Below are 15391 nucleotides of genomic sequence, written 5' to 3' on the forward strand. Positions count from 1 at the left end.
ACAGGAGATTCCACTATGACAAAGCCTGCACCCACGGGGCAATTTCGGTCCGGTTCGGACTCTCCTTCCAAATCTGACGCATTTGATCGCAGCCTTCATGCCGCCGTTGCGCGCTATACCGCCGGTCTTTCCCCCATCGCGCTCAGTCAGGCCTGGTGGGATTGGGCGGCGCATCTGTCGTCCTCCCCCGGACGGCGCGCAGACCTTTTGGCAAGTGCCGTAACCAAGAGCGCAGCAGTCTTGTCCGGCCCTGCAGCCGGAGGATACGCCGAAAAGGCAGGCCAAGACGTGCGGTTCGACGACGACGCGTGGCGCACCTGGCCCTTCAGTTTCTGGGCGGCTGCACACAAGGCGCAAGAAGAGTGGTGGGCCGAAGCGGTTGCCGGTCTGCGCGGCCAAAGCGTGGACCATGAAAAGGTGAATGCCTTTGCTGTCCGCCAGATGCTCGACTTGGCGTCACCCTCGAATTACATGGCGACAAACCCCGAGGTGCAGCGGCAAACCCTGCGCGAGGCAGGCCGGAACCTTGTGCGGGGCGGGCGGCATTTTCTGGAAGACCTGGAACATCTGAGTTCGGGCGAACCCGCGCCGGATCTTTCGGCCTTTGTGGTTGGCGAAACCGTGGCGGCGACTCCGGGAGACGTGGTGTTCCGCAATCATCTGATCGAATTGATCCGCTACGCGCCGACCACTGACACGGTGCACCCGGAACCGATCCTGCTGATCCCGGCATGGATCATGAAATTCTATATCCTCGATCTGTCCCCCCACAATTCGATGGTCCGGTTTCTGGTGGGACAGGGCCACACGGTCTATTGCATCTCATGGCGCAACCCGGATGCAGAGGATCGCGATCTGGGAATGGACGACTACCTGTCGAGCGGTATCATGGCGGCGCTTGACGCTATTGAGGAGGATCGTCCCGACACGCGCGTTCACGCGGTCGGCTATTGCCTTGGTGGCACGCTCCTGAGCATTGCTGCGGCGGCGATGGGGCGCGACGGCGACGACAGGCTGGCAACGGTCAGCCTTTTGGCCGCGCAGGCCGACTTTACCGAAGCCGGTGAACTGAGCCTGTTCATCAACGACAGTCAGTTGGCACTGCTGGAGGACATGATGTGGAAAGAGGGGGTGCTGAAGGCTGAACAGATGGCTGGCACATTCCAGCTGCTGAAGTCCAATGACCTGATCTGGAGCCGGGTGCTGCGCGACTACATGATGGGGCAACGGTCAGAACCGAACGACCTGATGGCGTGGAACGCTGATACGACACGGATGCCCTACCGGATGCATTCAGAGTATCTTCGGCGGCTCTATCTGAACAATGACCTTGCCGAAGAGCGGCTGGATGTTGGCGGCAAGCCGGTTGCCCTGTCCGACATCCGGGTGCCCGTCTTTGCGGTTGGCACCGAACGGGATCATGTGGCCCCTTGGAAATCCGCCTATAAAATCCAGTCGATGAGTGATGCAGAGGTGACCTTTGCATTGGCCAGCGGCGGGCATAACGGTGGAATCGTCTCGGAGCCCGGACATCCGCGCCGACATTTCCGCATTCACACGACGGCTGAACATGCTGGCCATGTCGGACCCGAGGAGTGGCTGAAACTGGCTGAGCAGCGAGATGGGTCTTGGTGGACGGCCTGGGCCGAGTGGCTTGACGCGAGATCCTTGGCGAAGATCAAGAGGCCGGTGATGAATCTCGCCTCCGTTTGCCCAGCTCCGGGAACCTACGTTTTCCAGGATTGATGGCGCGATGCGACGCGCCGTGATTGCCGCAGATTGGAAAAAAATGAAATATGTGCGCCTGCTTGTCGCCGTGGTCGGCACCCTTGCTGCGGGTGCGGCCATCGGCTGGTATGTCTGGGATCAGAACACAGGCGGTTTGCCTGACGGTTTTGCCAGCGGAAACGGCCGGATCGAGGCTGAGCAGATCGATATCGCCACGCGAACGCCGGGCCGCATTGACCGTATCCTGGCAAAAGAGGGCGACCTGATCGAGGCAGGGCAGGTTCTGGCCGTCATGGACACCCGTGAGCTGGAGGCACAGTTGGCCCGCGCGCAGGCCGATGTGGCCAGCGCCGAAAGCCGCATCGAAGAGGTGAAGGCACTGATCGCACAACGCGAGGCAGAGCTGGCCCTTGCGGAAGAGGAATACGCCCGTGCTGTGCAGCTGGCGGAACGCGGTGTCACGTCGCGGGCGGTGGCCGACCAACAAGAAGCGCGGCAGGCGACATCACGGGCCGCTCTGAACGCAACAACAGCGCAACTGCACACCGCCGAACGCGGCGTCGAGGCGGCAGCGGCGCTGGTGCAACTGTACGAGGCGCAGATTGCCGATGCCACGCTGACAGCGCCGGTCATGGGCCGCGTCCTGTACCGGCTGGCACAGCCCGGTGAGGTTCTGGGCGGCGGAGGGCGCGTGGTGACGATGCTGGACCTGAGCAACGTCTATATGGAGATGTTCCTGCCCGCCGATCAGGCCATGCTGACGGGCATCGGCGCCGAGGCGCGGGTGCGCCTGGACAGCATTCCCTACGCGATCCCCGCCTTTGTCAGCTTTGTCTCGCCCGAGGCGCAATTCACCCCGCGCACGGTTGAGACGGCCGAGGAACGCGCCGACCTGATGTTCCGCGTCAAGGTGCTTGTCCCCGAAGAGCTGGTCCTGCAGAATATCGAACTGGTGCGCACAGGTCTGCGCGGCATGGCCTATGTGCGGCTGGCGGGGGCAGAGGGCCTGCCGTGGCCGGCGGACTATGTCGGCCAACCGATCCCGACCGCCGCGCCTGATGCAAGCGGGACCGAGTGATGCCACCCAGCGCCGATGCCGTCGCGCAGGTCACGGACCTGCGTCACCGTTACGGGGACACCAAGGCGCTGGACGGCAACAACCTTGAATTGCAGCCGGGCAGAATGCTGGGTTTGATCGGGCCCGATGGCGTGGGCAAATCCACCCTTCTCGGGCTTCTGGCGGGCGCGCGCAAAATGCAGGTGGGGACTGTCACAGTTCTTGGCGGCTCGATGGCCGACAAGGCACATCGCGAGAGCGTGTTTCACCGTATCGCCTACATGCCTCAGGGCCTTGGCAAAAACCTCTATCAGGAACTCAGCGTTTTCGAGAACCTCGATTTTTTCGGACGGCTGTTTGGCCATGACGGGCCAGAGCGCCGTCGCCGCATCGACCGTCTGACGCGCGCCACCGGCCTTGACCCGTTCCTGAACCGACCGGCGGGCAAATTGTCGGGCGGCATGAAGCAGAAACTGGGCTTGTGCTGCGCGCTGATCCACAACCCCGATTTCCTGATCCTCGATGAGCCGACCACCGGCGTCGATCCGCTGTCGCGCGGGCAGTTCTGGGATCTGATCGACGAGATCCGCGCCGAACGTCCGGGGATGAGCGTGCTGGTCTCCACCGCCTATATGGAAGAGGCAGAGCGGTTTGACTGGCTGGCCGCGATGGATGCGGGCCGCGTGCTGGCCACTGGCACGCCTGCGGAATTGCGAACGCAGACCGGCAAGGACAATCTGGAAGCGGCGTTTGTCTCGCTCTTGCCCCCTGACAAGCAGCGGATCGGTGGCCCTCTGGTCATTCCGCCGCGCGACTCCCAACCCGGCGGCCCGGCCATCGTGGCCAAAGGGCTGACCCGGCGCTTTGGCGACTTTACCGCCGTCAACGATGTCAGTTTCGAGATCGAGCTCGGCGAGATCTTTGGCTTTCTCGGCTCCAACGGTTGCGGCAAGACCACGACGATGAAGATGCTGACCGGCCTTTTACCGGCCTCGGAAGGAGAGGCGTGGCTGTTCGGCAAGGAGGCGGATGCCAACAACATCGAGACCCGCAAGCGTGTCGGTTTCATGTCGCAGAACTTTTCGCTCTGGGGTGAGTTGACGGTGCGGCAAAACCTGGCTCTGCACGCGCGTCTGTTCCATATGCCAAGCGATACGATCGGCCCGCGCATCGCAACATTGCTGAAGGATTTTGACCTTGGTCCCCATGCAGAAGCCTTTGCGGGCGACTTGCCGCTGGGCCTGAAGCAGCGGCTGTCGCTGGCCTGTGCGGTTATCCATTCGCCCGACATGTTGATCCTGGATGAGCCGACATCGGGTGTGGACCCGGTGGCGCGGGACGATTTCTGGGATCTTCTGGCGCAATTGCGCGAGCGGATGCGCGCGGGTGAGGTGGCGCTTGCCATCGAAATCCCGGCAGGTTTTGGCCGCGCTGTCACCTCAGGGCAGCCGGTCAGCGTTGCGGCCTGGATCGACGGGTCCGATACCTCCCGTGCGGCGACCATCGAGGGCTATGTGCAGGGCGCGCACGGGGCGTTCCTGACGGACCGCATGACGCGCGAAGGGCAGGCGGCGGGCGCGGCGCTGGTCAATATCGAACCGCGCTATCGCTACAATCCGACATTTGCGTCGCTACCGCCCATGGCGCCCTCGGTGCCTGCCATCCTGCTGATGCTGTTTCCGGCGATCCTCATGGCTGTCTCCATCAGCCGCGAGCGCGAAATCGGGACGATCACAAACTTCTATGTCACACCGACAGGCAAACTGGAGTTCCTGTTGGGCAAGCAACTGCCCTATGTCGGGATCGGTCTGGCCAACTGGTTGATCCTGACGGCTATGGCGGTGTTCCTGTTCGGCGTGCCATTGCAGGGCAGTGCCACGGCGCTGGCACTGGGGGCGATTGCTTATGTGTTTGCCTCCACCGGCTTTGGCCTGATCATCGCGGTCTTTACCAAAAGCCAGGTCGCCGCCGTTTTTGCCACCACGATCATCGCCATGATGCCAACGGTGCAGTTTTCCGGCCTGACGCAGCCGGTCGAGACGCTGGAAGGCGCAGCACGGGTCATGGCCGCCATGTGGCCGACAAACTATTTCATGCAAATGAGCGTGGGGGCCTTCAACAAGGGGCTGACCTTTGCCGAGTTGTGGCCGAACATCCTGTCGATTTCGGCCTTCATGCCGGTTTTTGTCGGAATCGCGGTCCTTCTGCTCAAGAAACAGGAGGTCTGAGGCGATGCGGCGAATCGGCAATGTCTTCTGGTTGATGGGCAAGGAATTGCGCGTGCTCTGGCGGGATCTGGTCCTGCTATTGCTGGTCGTCTATTCCTTCGGGCCGGGCATGTATATCGAAAGCTCTGGCGCGGGCGGGAGCGGGACGATCAACAACACCGCCGTCACCTTTGTGGACGAGGATCGGTCCAGTCTGTCACGGGCGCTGCAAACGGCGCTGTTTCCGCCCATGTTTCTGCCCCCGAACGAGGCGCGCCCGGACGAGGTGGAGCGTATGCTCGATTGGGGCGAGACGACCTTTGTCGTTGTCGTTCCGGCGGGGTTCGAGGCAGACGTCCGCGCGGGTCGGACGCCAACGCTTCAGGTCAATATCGACGCGACCAAGACGATGCAGGCCAGCGTCGGCACCGGCTATCTGACCGCAATCCTGACAGCAGAGGTTCAGCGGTTCGCCGCGCGCACCGATCTGGCGGCGAGCCCGCTGCTCGATCTGGTTGTGCGTCGCGCCTACAATCCGGCGGGCAACAACGTGTGGCTGTCGGCCATCTCTGGCCTGCTGAACCAGCTATCGATGCTGACCATCGTGCTGACGGGCGCTGCGCTGATCCGTGAGCGGGAACATGGCACCATCGAACATCTGATGGTGATGCCGATCAGCGCCGTCGAGATCGCGCTGGCCAAGATATCCGCCAATGCGTTGGTGATCTTCGTGGCTTTTGTGTTTTCGCTATTTGTCGTTGTGCAGGGGGCGCTGGACATTCCCTTTGCCGGGTCCGAGACGCTGTTGATGGCCGGTACCCTGATCTACCTCTTTGCGGCCGCGTCTATCGGCATCCTTCTGGGGATTGTTGCGCGCACCATGGCGCAATTGGCGCTGCTGATCATGCTGGTCATCATGCCGATCATGATCCTTTCGGGTGGCATGACCCCGATCGAGAGCCAGCCGATCTGGCTGCAACCGATCACCTTTCTTCTGCCTTCCCGGCACTACATGGAATTTGCTCAGGCCATCACCTATCGCGGCGCGGATTTCGCCATTGTCTGGTCGTCGTTCCTGTGGACCTTTCTTCTGGGCGCGCTGTTTCTTGGCGTTAGCCTGATCCTGTTCCGCCGCTCGGTTTCAGGCGGGTAGGGCGTCATGCGACGACCATTTGCGTTCAGCGACTGTGCCGGCGGGCGCGCATCCAATCCCATGCGGCCATTTATTCGGCGATCGGGCAAAGCTCTACTTCTATCCCCGAGATCGACACGGCAAATTCAAGCTAGGGTTTGAGCCAGCCTTCATCGGTCACGGTGCCAGGAACGAAGCCGCCAAAAGGCTTGATCTTGATCAGCGCCCGAACCTCCCTGCCGCTGTCCAGCCACGCCAAGTGAAAACCTGATCACGCCACGATTGCGACAGACGTGATGCGGGTGGCAATCGACGTTGGCAGCAAACGCTGGGCAGCCAAATGCGGGACCGCCCAGCGGATCAAGATCGCCCGGGAGCAGACCCACCGAAGTCAGCATGTCAGGCAGAGAGGCAACAATGAGGGCACCGCCCCCTATGTGCCGACTCAACTCTCGCGGAAGGCCTTGGCGAAATAGTCCATGAACGGTTTCACCAGATAGCCCAGCGGGGTGCGGTCATCTGTGCGGATAAACGTCTCGACCGGCATGCCGGGGATCAGCGCCGCACCCTCTGGCAGGCGGTCTATCTCACCCTCGTTCAGCACGATCTCGGCGCGGTAATAGCGCACGCGAGAGTTCTGATCCTCAAAGGCATCGGCAGAGATCTGCACCACAGACCCGAACAGTTCGGGCGTCTGACGTTGATCCAATGAGGAAAACCGCAGGCTGACCTCCTGGTCGACAAACAGCTTGTCGATGTGGATGGGTTCGACCTGGGCCGCGATCACCAGCGGACGGTCCTGCGGTACGATGTACAACACCGGATCGGCGGGCCGGATGACGGAACGGGGGGTGAAGATCGTCAGTCCGTAGATGATGCCGCTGACCGGCGCGGTGATGACCATCCGGCTCAGCCGTTCCTTAATGGCGCGGCGTTGTTCGGCGAGTTCACGTTCCTGAAACTGCAGGTCGCGCAGCGTGGTGATGGCCTCTTCGCGGCGGCGGGTCTCCAGGCCAAGGATTTGGATGTCGATCTCGGTGATCTTACCCTCTGCCTGTGCCTTTTGCGCTTTCAACTCACCGACCGAACCGGCCAATCGGGCCTCTTCGCGTTGCAGGGCCAGAATTTCCGGGGCACGGACAAGGCCCTGTCTTTGCAATTCCTCCTTGCCGACCAATTCCTGTTTGATCAGATCGGACTGGCGAGTCAGCGCCGTCTGTTGGGCGTCGATGCCAATGACCTGATCGGTGATCTGGTCGGATCGTTTGCGCAGCTGCCCGATCTCGCTTTCGATCGAATCGCGGCGGGCGAAAAACAGGTTGCGCTGGCCTTCGACCAGTTCGGCCACTTCTGCGTCGGCCAAGGCGCGTTGCAGGACTTCCTCGGCAAAGACAATCTCGTCATGTCCGTCGCGTTCCGCCTGAAGGCGGGCGCGGCGGGACATGATTTCGAACAACTGGCCCTCGATGATGGTCAGTTCAGACAACAGCAACGTCGGGTCCAGCCGGATCAGCGGCTGGCCCAATTTGACCGTGTCGCCCTCATCCACCAGGATCTCTGCCACAACGCCGCCGTCAGGGTGCTGGACAATCTGGCGGTTTTGATCCACCTCGATTGACCCGGAGGCTACGATCGCGCCCGAGATATTGGTGGTCGCCGCCCAAGTGCCAAAGCCGCCCACAAGGATCGCCAGACCGAGGATGCCCGCGATCATCGGTCCACGCAGGGAAAACTGTGTCTCAGTGGTCATCGCACACCTCCCGGTCCGGCTTTTTGCAATTGCTGGTGGTTCTTGACCATGTTCTGCAACACCTCGTCCTTTGGACCAAAGGCCGCGCGCCCGCCGTTCTCCAGCATCAACAGCAGGTCGCATTCCCGGATCGCGGCGGGCCGGTGCGCCATGATCAGCACCGCTTTGCCCGCGTCCTTAAAGCTCTTGATCGCCTTGTTCACCGCCTCGGACCCCTCATTGTCGAGGTTCGAGTTCGGTTCATCCAGCACCAACAGGACCGGGTCGCCATACATCGCACGCGCCAGCCCGATGCGTTGCATCTGGCCACCCGACAGCCGCCCGCCAGAGGCGGAGACCCGTGTGTCATAGCCTTGTGGCAGTTTCAGGATCATCGCATGCGCGTCGGCCTTCATCGCAGCCGCGACCACCTGTTCGGGGTCGGGATTGGGCGACAGGCGCGCAATGTTCTCGGCGATGGTGCCGTCAAACAGGGTCACCCGCTGTGGCAGATAGCCGATGTGCTGGCCCAGCGTCTCAGCTCCGTATTGATCAAGCGAGGCGCCATCCAGCCGGATCTTGCCGCCCGCAGGCCGCCAGACGCCGGTCAATGCGCGCGCCAATGTCGACTTGCCCGCACCCGACGGCCCGATCACGCCGCAGGCCTGCCCGGGCCCGACATTGAACGACACCAGCCGCAGCGCCGCCTGCTGTTCGCCCGGCGCGACCACGGTCAGTTGCTGCACCTCGAGTTTCGCCGCCGGTTTCGGCAGTTGGGTGGGCTGGTTGGCTTCTGGCACTTCGCTCAGCAGTTGGGACAGGTTGTCCCAACCCTTGCGCGCGCGCTGCACCAGCGCCCATTGGCCGATCAGCAGTTCGATCGGGGCCAGGGCGCGGCCCATCAGAATCGACCCTGCGATCATCGCGCCGGGCGTCAGTTCACCCTGAAGCACGAGGTAAGCACCAAGGCCCAGCATCGCGGATTGCAACAGCATCCGCAGCGTCTTGGTCATGGTGGAAAAGGTGCCGGTCAGGTCGGCCGAGGCGATTTGGCCCGACAACGCCTGCGAGCGCGCCTTCATCCAACGCTTGAACGCATCGCCACGCATTCCCAGCGCCTGCACCATCTCCGCCTCCTGTCGGATCTGGTCGGCCGTGCGTTCGGCCTGCATGACAGCCATGTTGGATTTCAGCGTTGGCGTCTTGCTGACCAGTTGGTTGACCAGCGTCACGGCGATCAGCACAAGTCCACCGGCAATTGCCAGATAGCCCATCCAGGGATGAAAGATCATGATCCCGATGATGAACAGGGGCGTCCACGGGATGTCGAACAGGGCCATCAACACCGGCGAAGACATCAGACGCTGCACCGATTCGAGGTCGCGCAACCCGGTCTGGGCCAGTTCATCGTTCTGAACCGCCGCCCGCCGCAGCACCGCGTCGAAAACCCGCAAGTCCAATGCCGACTGGAACCGCGCCGCCACGCGGCCCATGATTCGGCCCCGGACGTAATCCAGCAGACCCATCATCGAATAGAGGAAGATCACGAGCACCGAGAGCGCGATCAGCGTCGCCTCGGACCGCGATCCCAGCACGCGGTCGTAGACCTGCAACATGTACATCGGTCCCGTGAGCATCAGAATGTTCACGAAGAGGCTGAAAATGCCGACGAACCAGTAGTAGGGCCGACTCTGTCTTCGGGCGGCGAGAAGTTCGTCGCGCCCGGTGTCTTTTTGTGTGGTGCTCATACGCCTGTGTCAGCCCCTCGTTGTGTCACGGGCCGGAATCTGTGACAGTGGTATCCTGTCGTGCCTCATGTCGCCATTGTGCCACATGGGCAGGGATTCCGGCATCCTGCGTTGGGATCATTCGGAGATGAAATTATCTACCCTTTTAGGGAAGCTGCGCAGCTTTCCCAAGTGGTTTGAAAAGGACTGTGCGTCATGGTGGATTTAAGGCCGGTCGTTCTGACGGCAGTCGCGTTGGCTGTGGCGGGCTGTTCCGTGCCGGGACCCGGCGGAGCACCCGATGGGATTCACGATCCCTATGAGGAAAAAAACCGCAAAGTCCATGATTTCAATAGGAATCTGGACAAGAAATTGTTCAGCGGCGATGGCCCGGGTTATGCCGGAACTGTTCCGCCATTTGTGCAGGAACGTGTTTCGAGCTTTGCCGACACGGTCTCTTTGCCGCAGACGGTTGTGAACCAACTGCTTCAAGGGCGACTGGTGCGCGCTACCAGCAGTTCTCTGCGGTTTACCCTTAATGCCACCATTGGCGTTGGCGGAATGTTCGATGTGGCGAAGGAATGGGGGCTGGACCCTGACGAATCCGATTTTGGAGAGACGCTGGCTGTTTGGGGCGTGCCAGAGGGCGCGTACCTCGAAGTGCCGGTTCTTGGCCCATCAACGGAACGGGATACGGCCGGAGACGTTGTAGACCTGTTCACTGACCCGCTGAAATATGTGGTTCCAACGCCAGAACGCTACATCGGCACGGTGGCCAAAGGGTTGGACACGGTCGGGGAACGCAGCAAATTCGGCGGCACCGTCGATTCGATCCTGCACGGCAGCGCCGACAGCTATTTGCAGTTCCGGTTGATGTATCTGCAAAACCGCAGATACGAACTGGGCGAAGACGCTCCGGGGGCGGATTTCGATCCGTTGGCCGTGGACACTGAAGGATTCTAGGTAAGGAGCCTTGTCATGACGCTTTTTTCACGCCGCCACTTCCTCGCGGTCGGCACCGCCGCAGCCGCGTTGCCTGCACTTCCCGCATTCGCCCTGACAAGCGGACAGGCGTCCAGCCTGATCAGCAAGATGGTGGATGAGATCAATACGGTGATCTCTTCGGGCAAGTCCGAATCGTCGATGTACCGGGAGTTTGAGCGCATCTTCAAGAAATACGGCGATACACCGTTGATCGCGGCCAATGCGCTGGGCGTCGACGGGCGCCGCGCATCGGGCGCACAGAAAAAGGCCTTTACCGAGGCGTTCACCGGCTACATCTCTCGCAAGTACGGCAAGCGTTTCCGTGAATTCATCGGTGGCCGGCTTGAGGTGAAATCGGTTGGTTCTATTCGGCGCGGCTATGAGGTGCGCTGTACTGCCTTCCTGCGCGGTACCGATCCGTTCCAGATTTCCTTTCATGTCTCGGATGCCAATCGGTTCTACAACCTGTTCATCGAAGGTGTGGACATGCTGCTGACCGAGCGGAGCGAGATCGGCTCCATGCTGGACGCCCGTCGCGGCGATCTGGACAGACTGATCGCAGATCTGCGCACCGCAGGCTGATACAGGCCGAAACGGCGGTATCTCCAGCAATGAAATGTGCCGGGAACCTGACAGGTTCCCGGCACATTCGTCTTCAGCGGTATGAATGCGCCTCAGTTTCCGCCCAGAATATCACGCAGAACCTGTTCCAGAATGGACTGATTTTGACGCCTGCGGTCTTGTGGTTCGGGCTGTGGCTGTGGCTCTGGCACCTTGGGCGGTACCGGCTCTGACATCGGCAAGGGCTGCACCGGCAGACCTTCTTCAACGCCTAGCATCACCTCGTGCCAGATTTCCGCAGGCAGGCCGCTGCCGGTCACGCCGGTCAGCGGCGTGTTGTCGTCGTAGCCCATCCAGACGCCGGTGACATACTCGGCGGTAAAGCCCACAAACCAGGCGTCGCGCGCCTCTTGGCTGGTGCCGGTCTTGCCCGCAACCTGACGGTCGGGCAGGGCGGCGCGCCCTCCGGTCCCTTCGGTCACCACCTTGTGCATCATCCAGACAAGTTGCCGCGCCGCCTCTTCGCGAACCACGCGTTCTCCGATGCCGCCACCAGAGCCCATCAGCGGCTCGCTCTGTCCCTTCAGGCGCAAGACACGCAGCCCGTAAGGCGTCACCGAAGACCCGCCGTTCAGGATACCCGCATAGGCGCCGGTCATCTCCAGCAGCGTCGCCTCGGACGCGCCAAGCGCCAAGGCCGGCGAGTCCGTCAATTCGCGGTAAATGCCAAAATCGCGCGCCACCCGGATCACCAGATCGCGGCCCACGGTTTCTGACACCTTGACAGCAGGTACGTTCAGCGACTTTTTCAACGCCTCGGTCAGGGTCACCACGCCATAGTGGCGGCGTGAGTAGTTTTCCGGGCACCACTCGCCCGACCCGGGAATGTTCAGGCAATAGGGTGCGTCCTCGACCGTATCCAGCGGCGAATACCCCAGTTCCAGCGCGGTGGCGTAGACGAAGGGTTTGAAGGCTGACCCCGTCTGGCGCACTGCCTGCGATGCGCGGTTGAACAAGCCGGTTGCGTCCGTGTCGCGCCCGCCGACCATGCCGCGCACGGCGCCATCGGCGGACATGACCACCACGGCCACCTGCGCCTTGGACCCGGACTTTACCTTTTCGGCAAAAATCTTTTCCACAGCCGTCGCTGTCACCTGCTGGATGCGTTGGTCCAGCGTGGTTTCGATCACCACATCCTCGGTTGTGTCGCGGGTAAAGAAATCCGGCCCGGACTGCATGACCCAGTCAGCGAAATAGCCGCCGCCCAATTGCTGCGCACCGCTCGACAGCACCGCCGGGTCGGCCTGATACTGGCGCATCTCTGCTTCCGTAAGATATCCCTGATCGTACATCAGGCGCAGCACGGTCGCAGCGCGGTCCTGACTGCGACTCAGGTTTGCGGTAGGGGCAAGGCTGGACGGCGCGGTCAGCAATCCGGCCAGCATCGCCGCCTCAGCCGGATTCAGCGCCGCCGCCGGTTTGGCGAAATACCGTTGCGAGGCGGCCTCGGCACCGTAGGCACCGCCGCCCATATACGCCCGGTTGAGGTAGATAGAGAGGATCTCATCCTTGGAGTATTTGACCTCCATCGCCAGCGCGTAGATCGCCTCGCGCGCTTTGCGTGTCAGCGAGCTTGCCCGGCAGTCGGACACATAGTCGGCCTCGGACTTCCAGACGTCGGGGTCATATTCAACGCCGAGGCAGACCAGTTTCGCGGTCTGTTGCGTGATGGTGGACCCGCCGTGGCCCGACAGCGGACCGCGCCCTTCGCGCAGGTTGATCCGGACCGCGCTGGCCACACCGCGCGGGCTGACCCCGAAATGCCAGTAGAACCGACGGTCCTCTGTCGCCACAACCGCGTTCTTGAGATGCTCGGAGACAGTTTCGGCGGTTACAACGCCACCGAACTGATCGCCGCGCAAAGCAAAGACATCTCCATTGCGATCCAGCAGCGTGACAGACCCGCGCGCCCGTCCGTCCAGCAGCGTGTTCAACTCTGGCAGGGTGTTGTAGACATACAGCACTGCCGCGCCAAGGATCAGCGCCACAACCACTGTGGCCGACAGCGTCACGCGCCAGACCAGCCGAAAAATCCAGCGCAACAACCCGCCAAAGAAGCCAAGGATTCCGCCGCGCTTGCGCCGTGGTGTCGTTTTACGCCGGGCCGCAGGTTTGCGGGTCCGGGTTGGTTTGGCAGCGGATTTCGCGCCACCACGCGGATAGCGCGAGTCAGCCACCAGCCGCTTGGATTTACCTTTCGAGGAACTCATCAACTCTGCCCGTCACGTTTTTCTTTGAAGGCGACTCTACCGAACCTGAGAGGGAATGTTGACCATCCCCGTAGCGGAGCCGGGTTTATTTTGAGATCAAAAGTTGTGCACAAACCTGTGCGTGCATAAAAAATAGACACAATCACTCATCAAGCCGCCCGAATTCCGGGCTGATCCCTTCAAATTTGCCCTCTCTCATCGTTCTGCTGCAGGTGCAAATGCAGGCGCTGCCCTGCCAGACCGAAGGGGACCAAGGTGAAACTGATCATTGCAACGATCAAGCCGTTCAAGCTGGAGGAAGTGCGCGAAGCACTGACCGGCATCGGCGTGCGCGGCATGATGGTAACGGAAATCAAGGGCTTCGGCTCTCAGTCCGGCCATACCGAAATCTACCGCGGCGCGGAGTACGCCGTAAATTTTGTGCCGAAAATCAAACTGGAGATCGTCGTCTCGGCGTCGATGGCCGATCAGGTGATCGAGGCCATCAAGACCACCGCACAGACCGGCAAGATCGGCGACGGCAAGATTTTTGTGCTCGACGTGCTTCAGGCCGTGCGTGTGCGCACCGGCGAAACCGACGCAGACGCGCTGTGACGCGCCGCTCATCATGAGGGAAACGGACATGAAACTTCTCAAGACGCTTGCGCCGGCGGCCCTGCTGCTGGCCCTGCCAAGCATCGGGTTCGCACAGGACGCGACACCCGTGCCGGGCATCGACGCCTCGACGGATTCGATTTTTATCTTCAACTCGCTGCTGTTTCTGATCGGTGGCTTTCTGGTGTTCTGGATGGCGGCGGGCTTTGCCATGCTCGAAGCCGGTCTGGTGCGGTCCAAGAACGTGACCATGCAGCTGACCAAGAACATCGCGCTCTTCGCGATTGCGGCGATCATGTACTACCTGATCGGCTACAACGTGATGTACCCACTGGGCAACTGGTCGATCGGGACGGATGAAACCGGCGGCTACCTTGGTGCCTTCGGCGTTGCCGTTCTTGAGACTGTTGGCGTTGGCCGCGATGCGGCGGACGATTACGGCTATGCCTCGACCGGCTCTGACTTCTTCTTCCAGCTGATGTTCTGCGCCACCACCGCGTCGATCGTGTCCGGCACCTTGGCCGAGCGCATCAAGCTGTGGCCCTTCCTGATCTTCACCGTGATCCTGACCGGCCTGATCTATCCGATCCAGGCGTCGTGGAAGTGGGGCGGCGGTTTCCTTGACAGCCAGTATGGCTTCCTTGATTTCGCCGGTTCGACTGTTGTGCACTCGGTCGGTGGCTGGGCTGCTTTGGCAGGCGCGCTGATCCTTGGTCCGCGCATCGGCAAATACGCCAAAGATGGCCGGACCGTTCCGTTCATGGGCTCCAACCTGCCGCTTGCCACGCTGGGCACGTTCATCCTGTGGCTGGGCTGGTTCGGCTTCAACGGCGGCTCGCAGCTTGCCATGGGCACTGTGGGTGACGTCGCTGACGTGTCGCGCATCTTTGCCAACACCAACACGGCCGCTGCCGGTGGTGCCATCGCCGCGCTGATCCTGACACAGGTGATCTACAAGAAGGTCGATCTGACCATGGTGCTGAACGGCGCGCTGGCGGGTCTGGTGTCCATCACCGCCGAACCGCTGACCCCGACGCTGGGCGAGGCCACCCTGATCGGTGCCGTGGGCGGCGTGATCGTGGTCTTTGCAGTCCCCTTCCTGGACAAGCTCAAGATCGACGACGTGGTCGGTGCGATCCCGGTACACCTCTTTGCGGGTATCTGGGGCACGCTGGCGGTCCTTCTCACCAACCCGGACGCGACCTTTGGCGGTCAGATCATCTCGATCCTCATCGTCGGCGTGTTTGTCTTCGTGGTGTCGGGCGTGATCTGGTTCATCCTCAAGGCGATCATGGGCATCCGTGTGTCGGAAGAGGAAGAGATCACCGGTCTCGACATGGCCGAACTGGGCATGGAGGCCTATCCGGAGTTTTCCAAGGGCTGAGCTTCTCCTTCCACTCAG

11 protein-coding genes are annotated in these 15391 nt (G+C 61.6%); 8 read left to right on the plus strand and 3 right to left on the minus strand.

The window, feature by feature from the left end:
* Positions 1 to 15 precede the first annotated feature (15 nt).
* The 4 genes from CHB90_RS11195 to CHB90_RS11210 are packed head-to-tail and all read left to right on the plus strand — an operon-like array spanning position 16 to position 6145.
* Positions 16 to 1746, plus strand: coding sequence for a PHA/PHB synthase family protein (locus CHB90_RS11195; protein WP_089277958.1), 1731 nt, complete (start codon positions 16 to 18; stop codon positions 1744 to 1746).
* Between the two features lie 43 nt (positions 1747 to 1789).
* Positions 1790 to 2806, plus strand: a complete 1017-nt coding sequence (locus CHB90_RS11200) for an HlyD family secretion protein (protein WP_089278012.1) — start codon at positions 1790 to 1792, stop codon at positions 2804 to 2806.
* Positions 2806 to 5013: an ATP-binding cassette domain-containing protein gene (locus CHB90_RS11205; RefSeq protein ID WP_089277959.1), complete on the plus strand. Its 2208-nt coding sequence runs from the start codon at positions 2806 to 2808 to the stop codon at positions 5011 to 5013. The genes CHB90_RS11200 and CHB90_RS11205 overlap by 1 nt, the downstream gene beginning before the upstream one ends.
* A 4-nt stretch (positions 5014 to 5017) precedes the next feature.
* Positions 5018 to 6145 (plus strand): ABC transporter permease, encoded by a 1128-nt coding sequence (locus CHB90_RS11210; RefSeq protein ID WP_089277960.1) that lies wholly within the window; start codon positions 5018 to 5020, stop codon positions 6143 to 6145.
* A gap of 424 nt (positions 6146 to 6569) precedes the next feature.
* Here CHB90_RS11210 and CHB90_RS11215 read toward each other — a convergent pair whose 3' ends face one another.
* Together CHB90_RS11215 and CHB90_RS11220 are read right to left on the minus strand one after the other, a co-directional pair.
* The gene (locus tag CHB90_RS11215) at positions 6570 to 7874 is read right to left on the minus strand and encodes an HlyD family type I secretion periplasmic adaptor subunit (RefSeq protein ID WP_089277961.1); all 1305 of its coding nucleotides are present in this window, start codon (positions 7872 to 7874) and stop codon (positions 6570 to 6572) included.
* Positions 7871 to 9601 (minus strand): type I secretion system permease/ATPase, encoded by a 1731-nt coding sequence (locus CHB90_RS11220; RefSeq protein ID WP_089277962.1) that lies wholly within the window; start codon positions 9599 to 9601, stop codon positions 7871 to 7873. The genes CHB90_RS11215 and CHB90_RS11220 overlap by 4 nt, the downstream gene beginning before the upstream one ends.
* A 195-nt stretch (positions 9602 to 9796) precedes the next feature.
* Between CHB90_RS11220 and CHB90_RS11225 the strand changes: the two genes are divergently transcribed.
* Positions 9797 to 10543 carry an MlaA family lipoprotein gene (locus CHB90_RS11225; RefSeq protein WP_089277963.1) on the plus strand — a complete coding sequence of 249 codons (747 nt, stop codon included), beginning with the start codon at positions 9797 to 9799 and terminating at the stop codon, positions 10541 to 10543.
* A gap of 15 nt (positions 10544 to 10558) precedes the next feature.
* Positions 10559 to 11146, plus strand: a complete 588-nt coding sequence (locus CHB90_RS11230; protein ID WP_089277964.1) for an MlaC/ttg2D family ABC transporter substrate-binding protein — start codon at positions 10559 to 10561, stop codon at positions 11144 to 11146.
* A 92-nt stretch (positions 11147 to 11238) separates the two neighbouring features.
* On the opposite strand, the gene CHB90_RS11235 is transcribed toward CHB90_RS11230, so the two are convergent.
* Positions 11239 to 13395, minus strand: a complete 2157-nt coding sequence (locus CHB90_RS11235; RefSeq protein ID WP_089277965.1) for a transglycosylase domain-containing protein — start codon at positions 13393 to 13395, stop codon at positions 11239 to 11241.
* Between the two features lie 255 nt (positions 13396 to 13650).
* On the opposite strand from CHB90_RS11235, the gene CHB90_RS11240 reads away from it, so the two are divergent.
* Both CHB90_RS11240 and CHB90_RS11245 read left to right on the plus strand, forming a co-directional pair.
* Positions 13651 to 13989 (plus strand): P-II family nitrogen regulator, encoded by a 339-nt coding sequence (locus CHB90_RS11240; protein ID WP_089277966.1) that lies wholly within the window; start codon positions 13651 to 13653, stop codon positions 13987 to 13989.
* 28 nt (positions 13990 to 14017) lie between these two features.
* Positions 14018 to 15373 (plus strand): ammonium transporter, encoded by a 1356-nt coding sequence (locus CHB90_RS11245; RefSeq protein WP_089277967.1) that lies wholly within the window; start codon positions 14018 to 14020, stop codon positions 15371 to 15373.
* Positions 15374 to 15391: the final 18 nt, after the last annotated feature.

The sequence above is a fragment of the Antarctobacter heliothermus genome, from assembly GCF_900188425.1.
Taxonomy (GTDB): domain Bacteria; phylum Pseudomonadota; class Alphaproteobacteria; order Rhodobacterales; family Rhodobacteraceae; genus Antarctobacter; species Antarctobacter heliothermus.

Coding starts and splice junctions, on each gene's coding strand:
- CHB90_RS11225 (WP_089277963.1), top strand. CDS start 9,797: ATGGTGGATTTAAGGCCGGTCGTTCTGACGGCAGTCGCGTTGGCTGTG.
- CHB90_RS11195 (WP_089277958.1), top strand. CDS start 16: ATGACAAAGCCTGCACCCACGGGGCAATTTCGGTCCGGTTCGGACTCT.
- CHB90_RS11230 (WP_089277964.1), top strand. CDS start 10,559: ATGACGCTTTTTTCACGCCGCCACTTCCTCGCGGTCGGCACCGCCGCA.
- CHB90_RS11210 (WP_089277960.1), top strand. CDS start 5,018: ATGCGGCGAATCGGCAATGTCTTCTGGTTGATGGGCAAGGAATTGCGC.
- CHB90_RS11245 (WP_089277967.1), top strand. CDS start 14,018: ATGAAACTTCTCAAGACGCTTGCGCCGGCGGCCCTGCTGCTGGCCCTG.
- CHB90_RS11220 (WP_089277962.1), bottom strand. CDS start 9,601: ATGAGCACCACACAAAAAGACACCGGGCGCGACGAACTTCTCGCCGCC.
- CHB90_RS11215 (WP_089277961.1), bottom strand. CDS start 7,874: ATGACCACTGAGACACAGTTTTCCCTGCGTGGACCGATGATCGCGGGC.
- CHB90_RS11205 (WP_089277959.1), top strand. CDS start 2,806: ATGCCACCCAGCGCCGATGCCGTCGCGCAGGTCACGGACCTGCGTCAC.
- CHB90_RS11200 (WP_089278012.1), top strand. CDS start 1,790: ATGAAATATGTGCGCCTGCTTGTCGCCGTGGTCGGCACCCTTGCTGCG.
- CHB90_RS11235 (WP_089277965.1), bottom strand. CDS start 13,395: ATGAGTTCCTCGAAAGGTAAATCCAAGCGGCTGGTGGCTGACTCGCGC.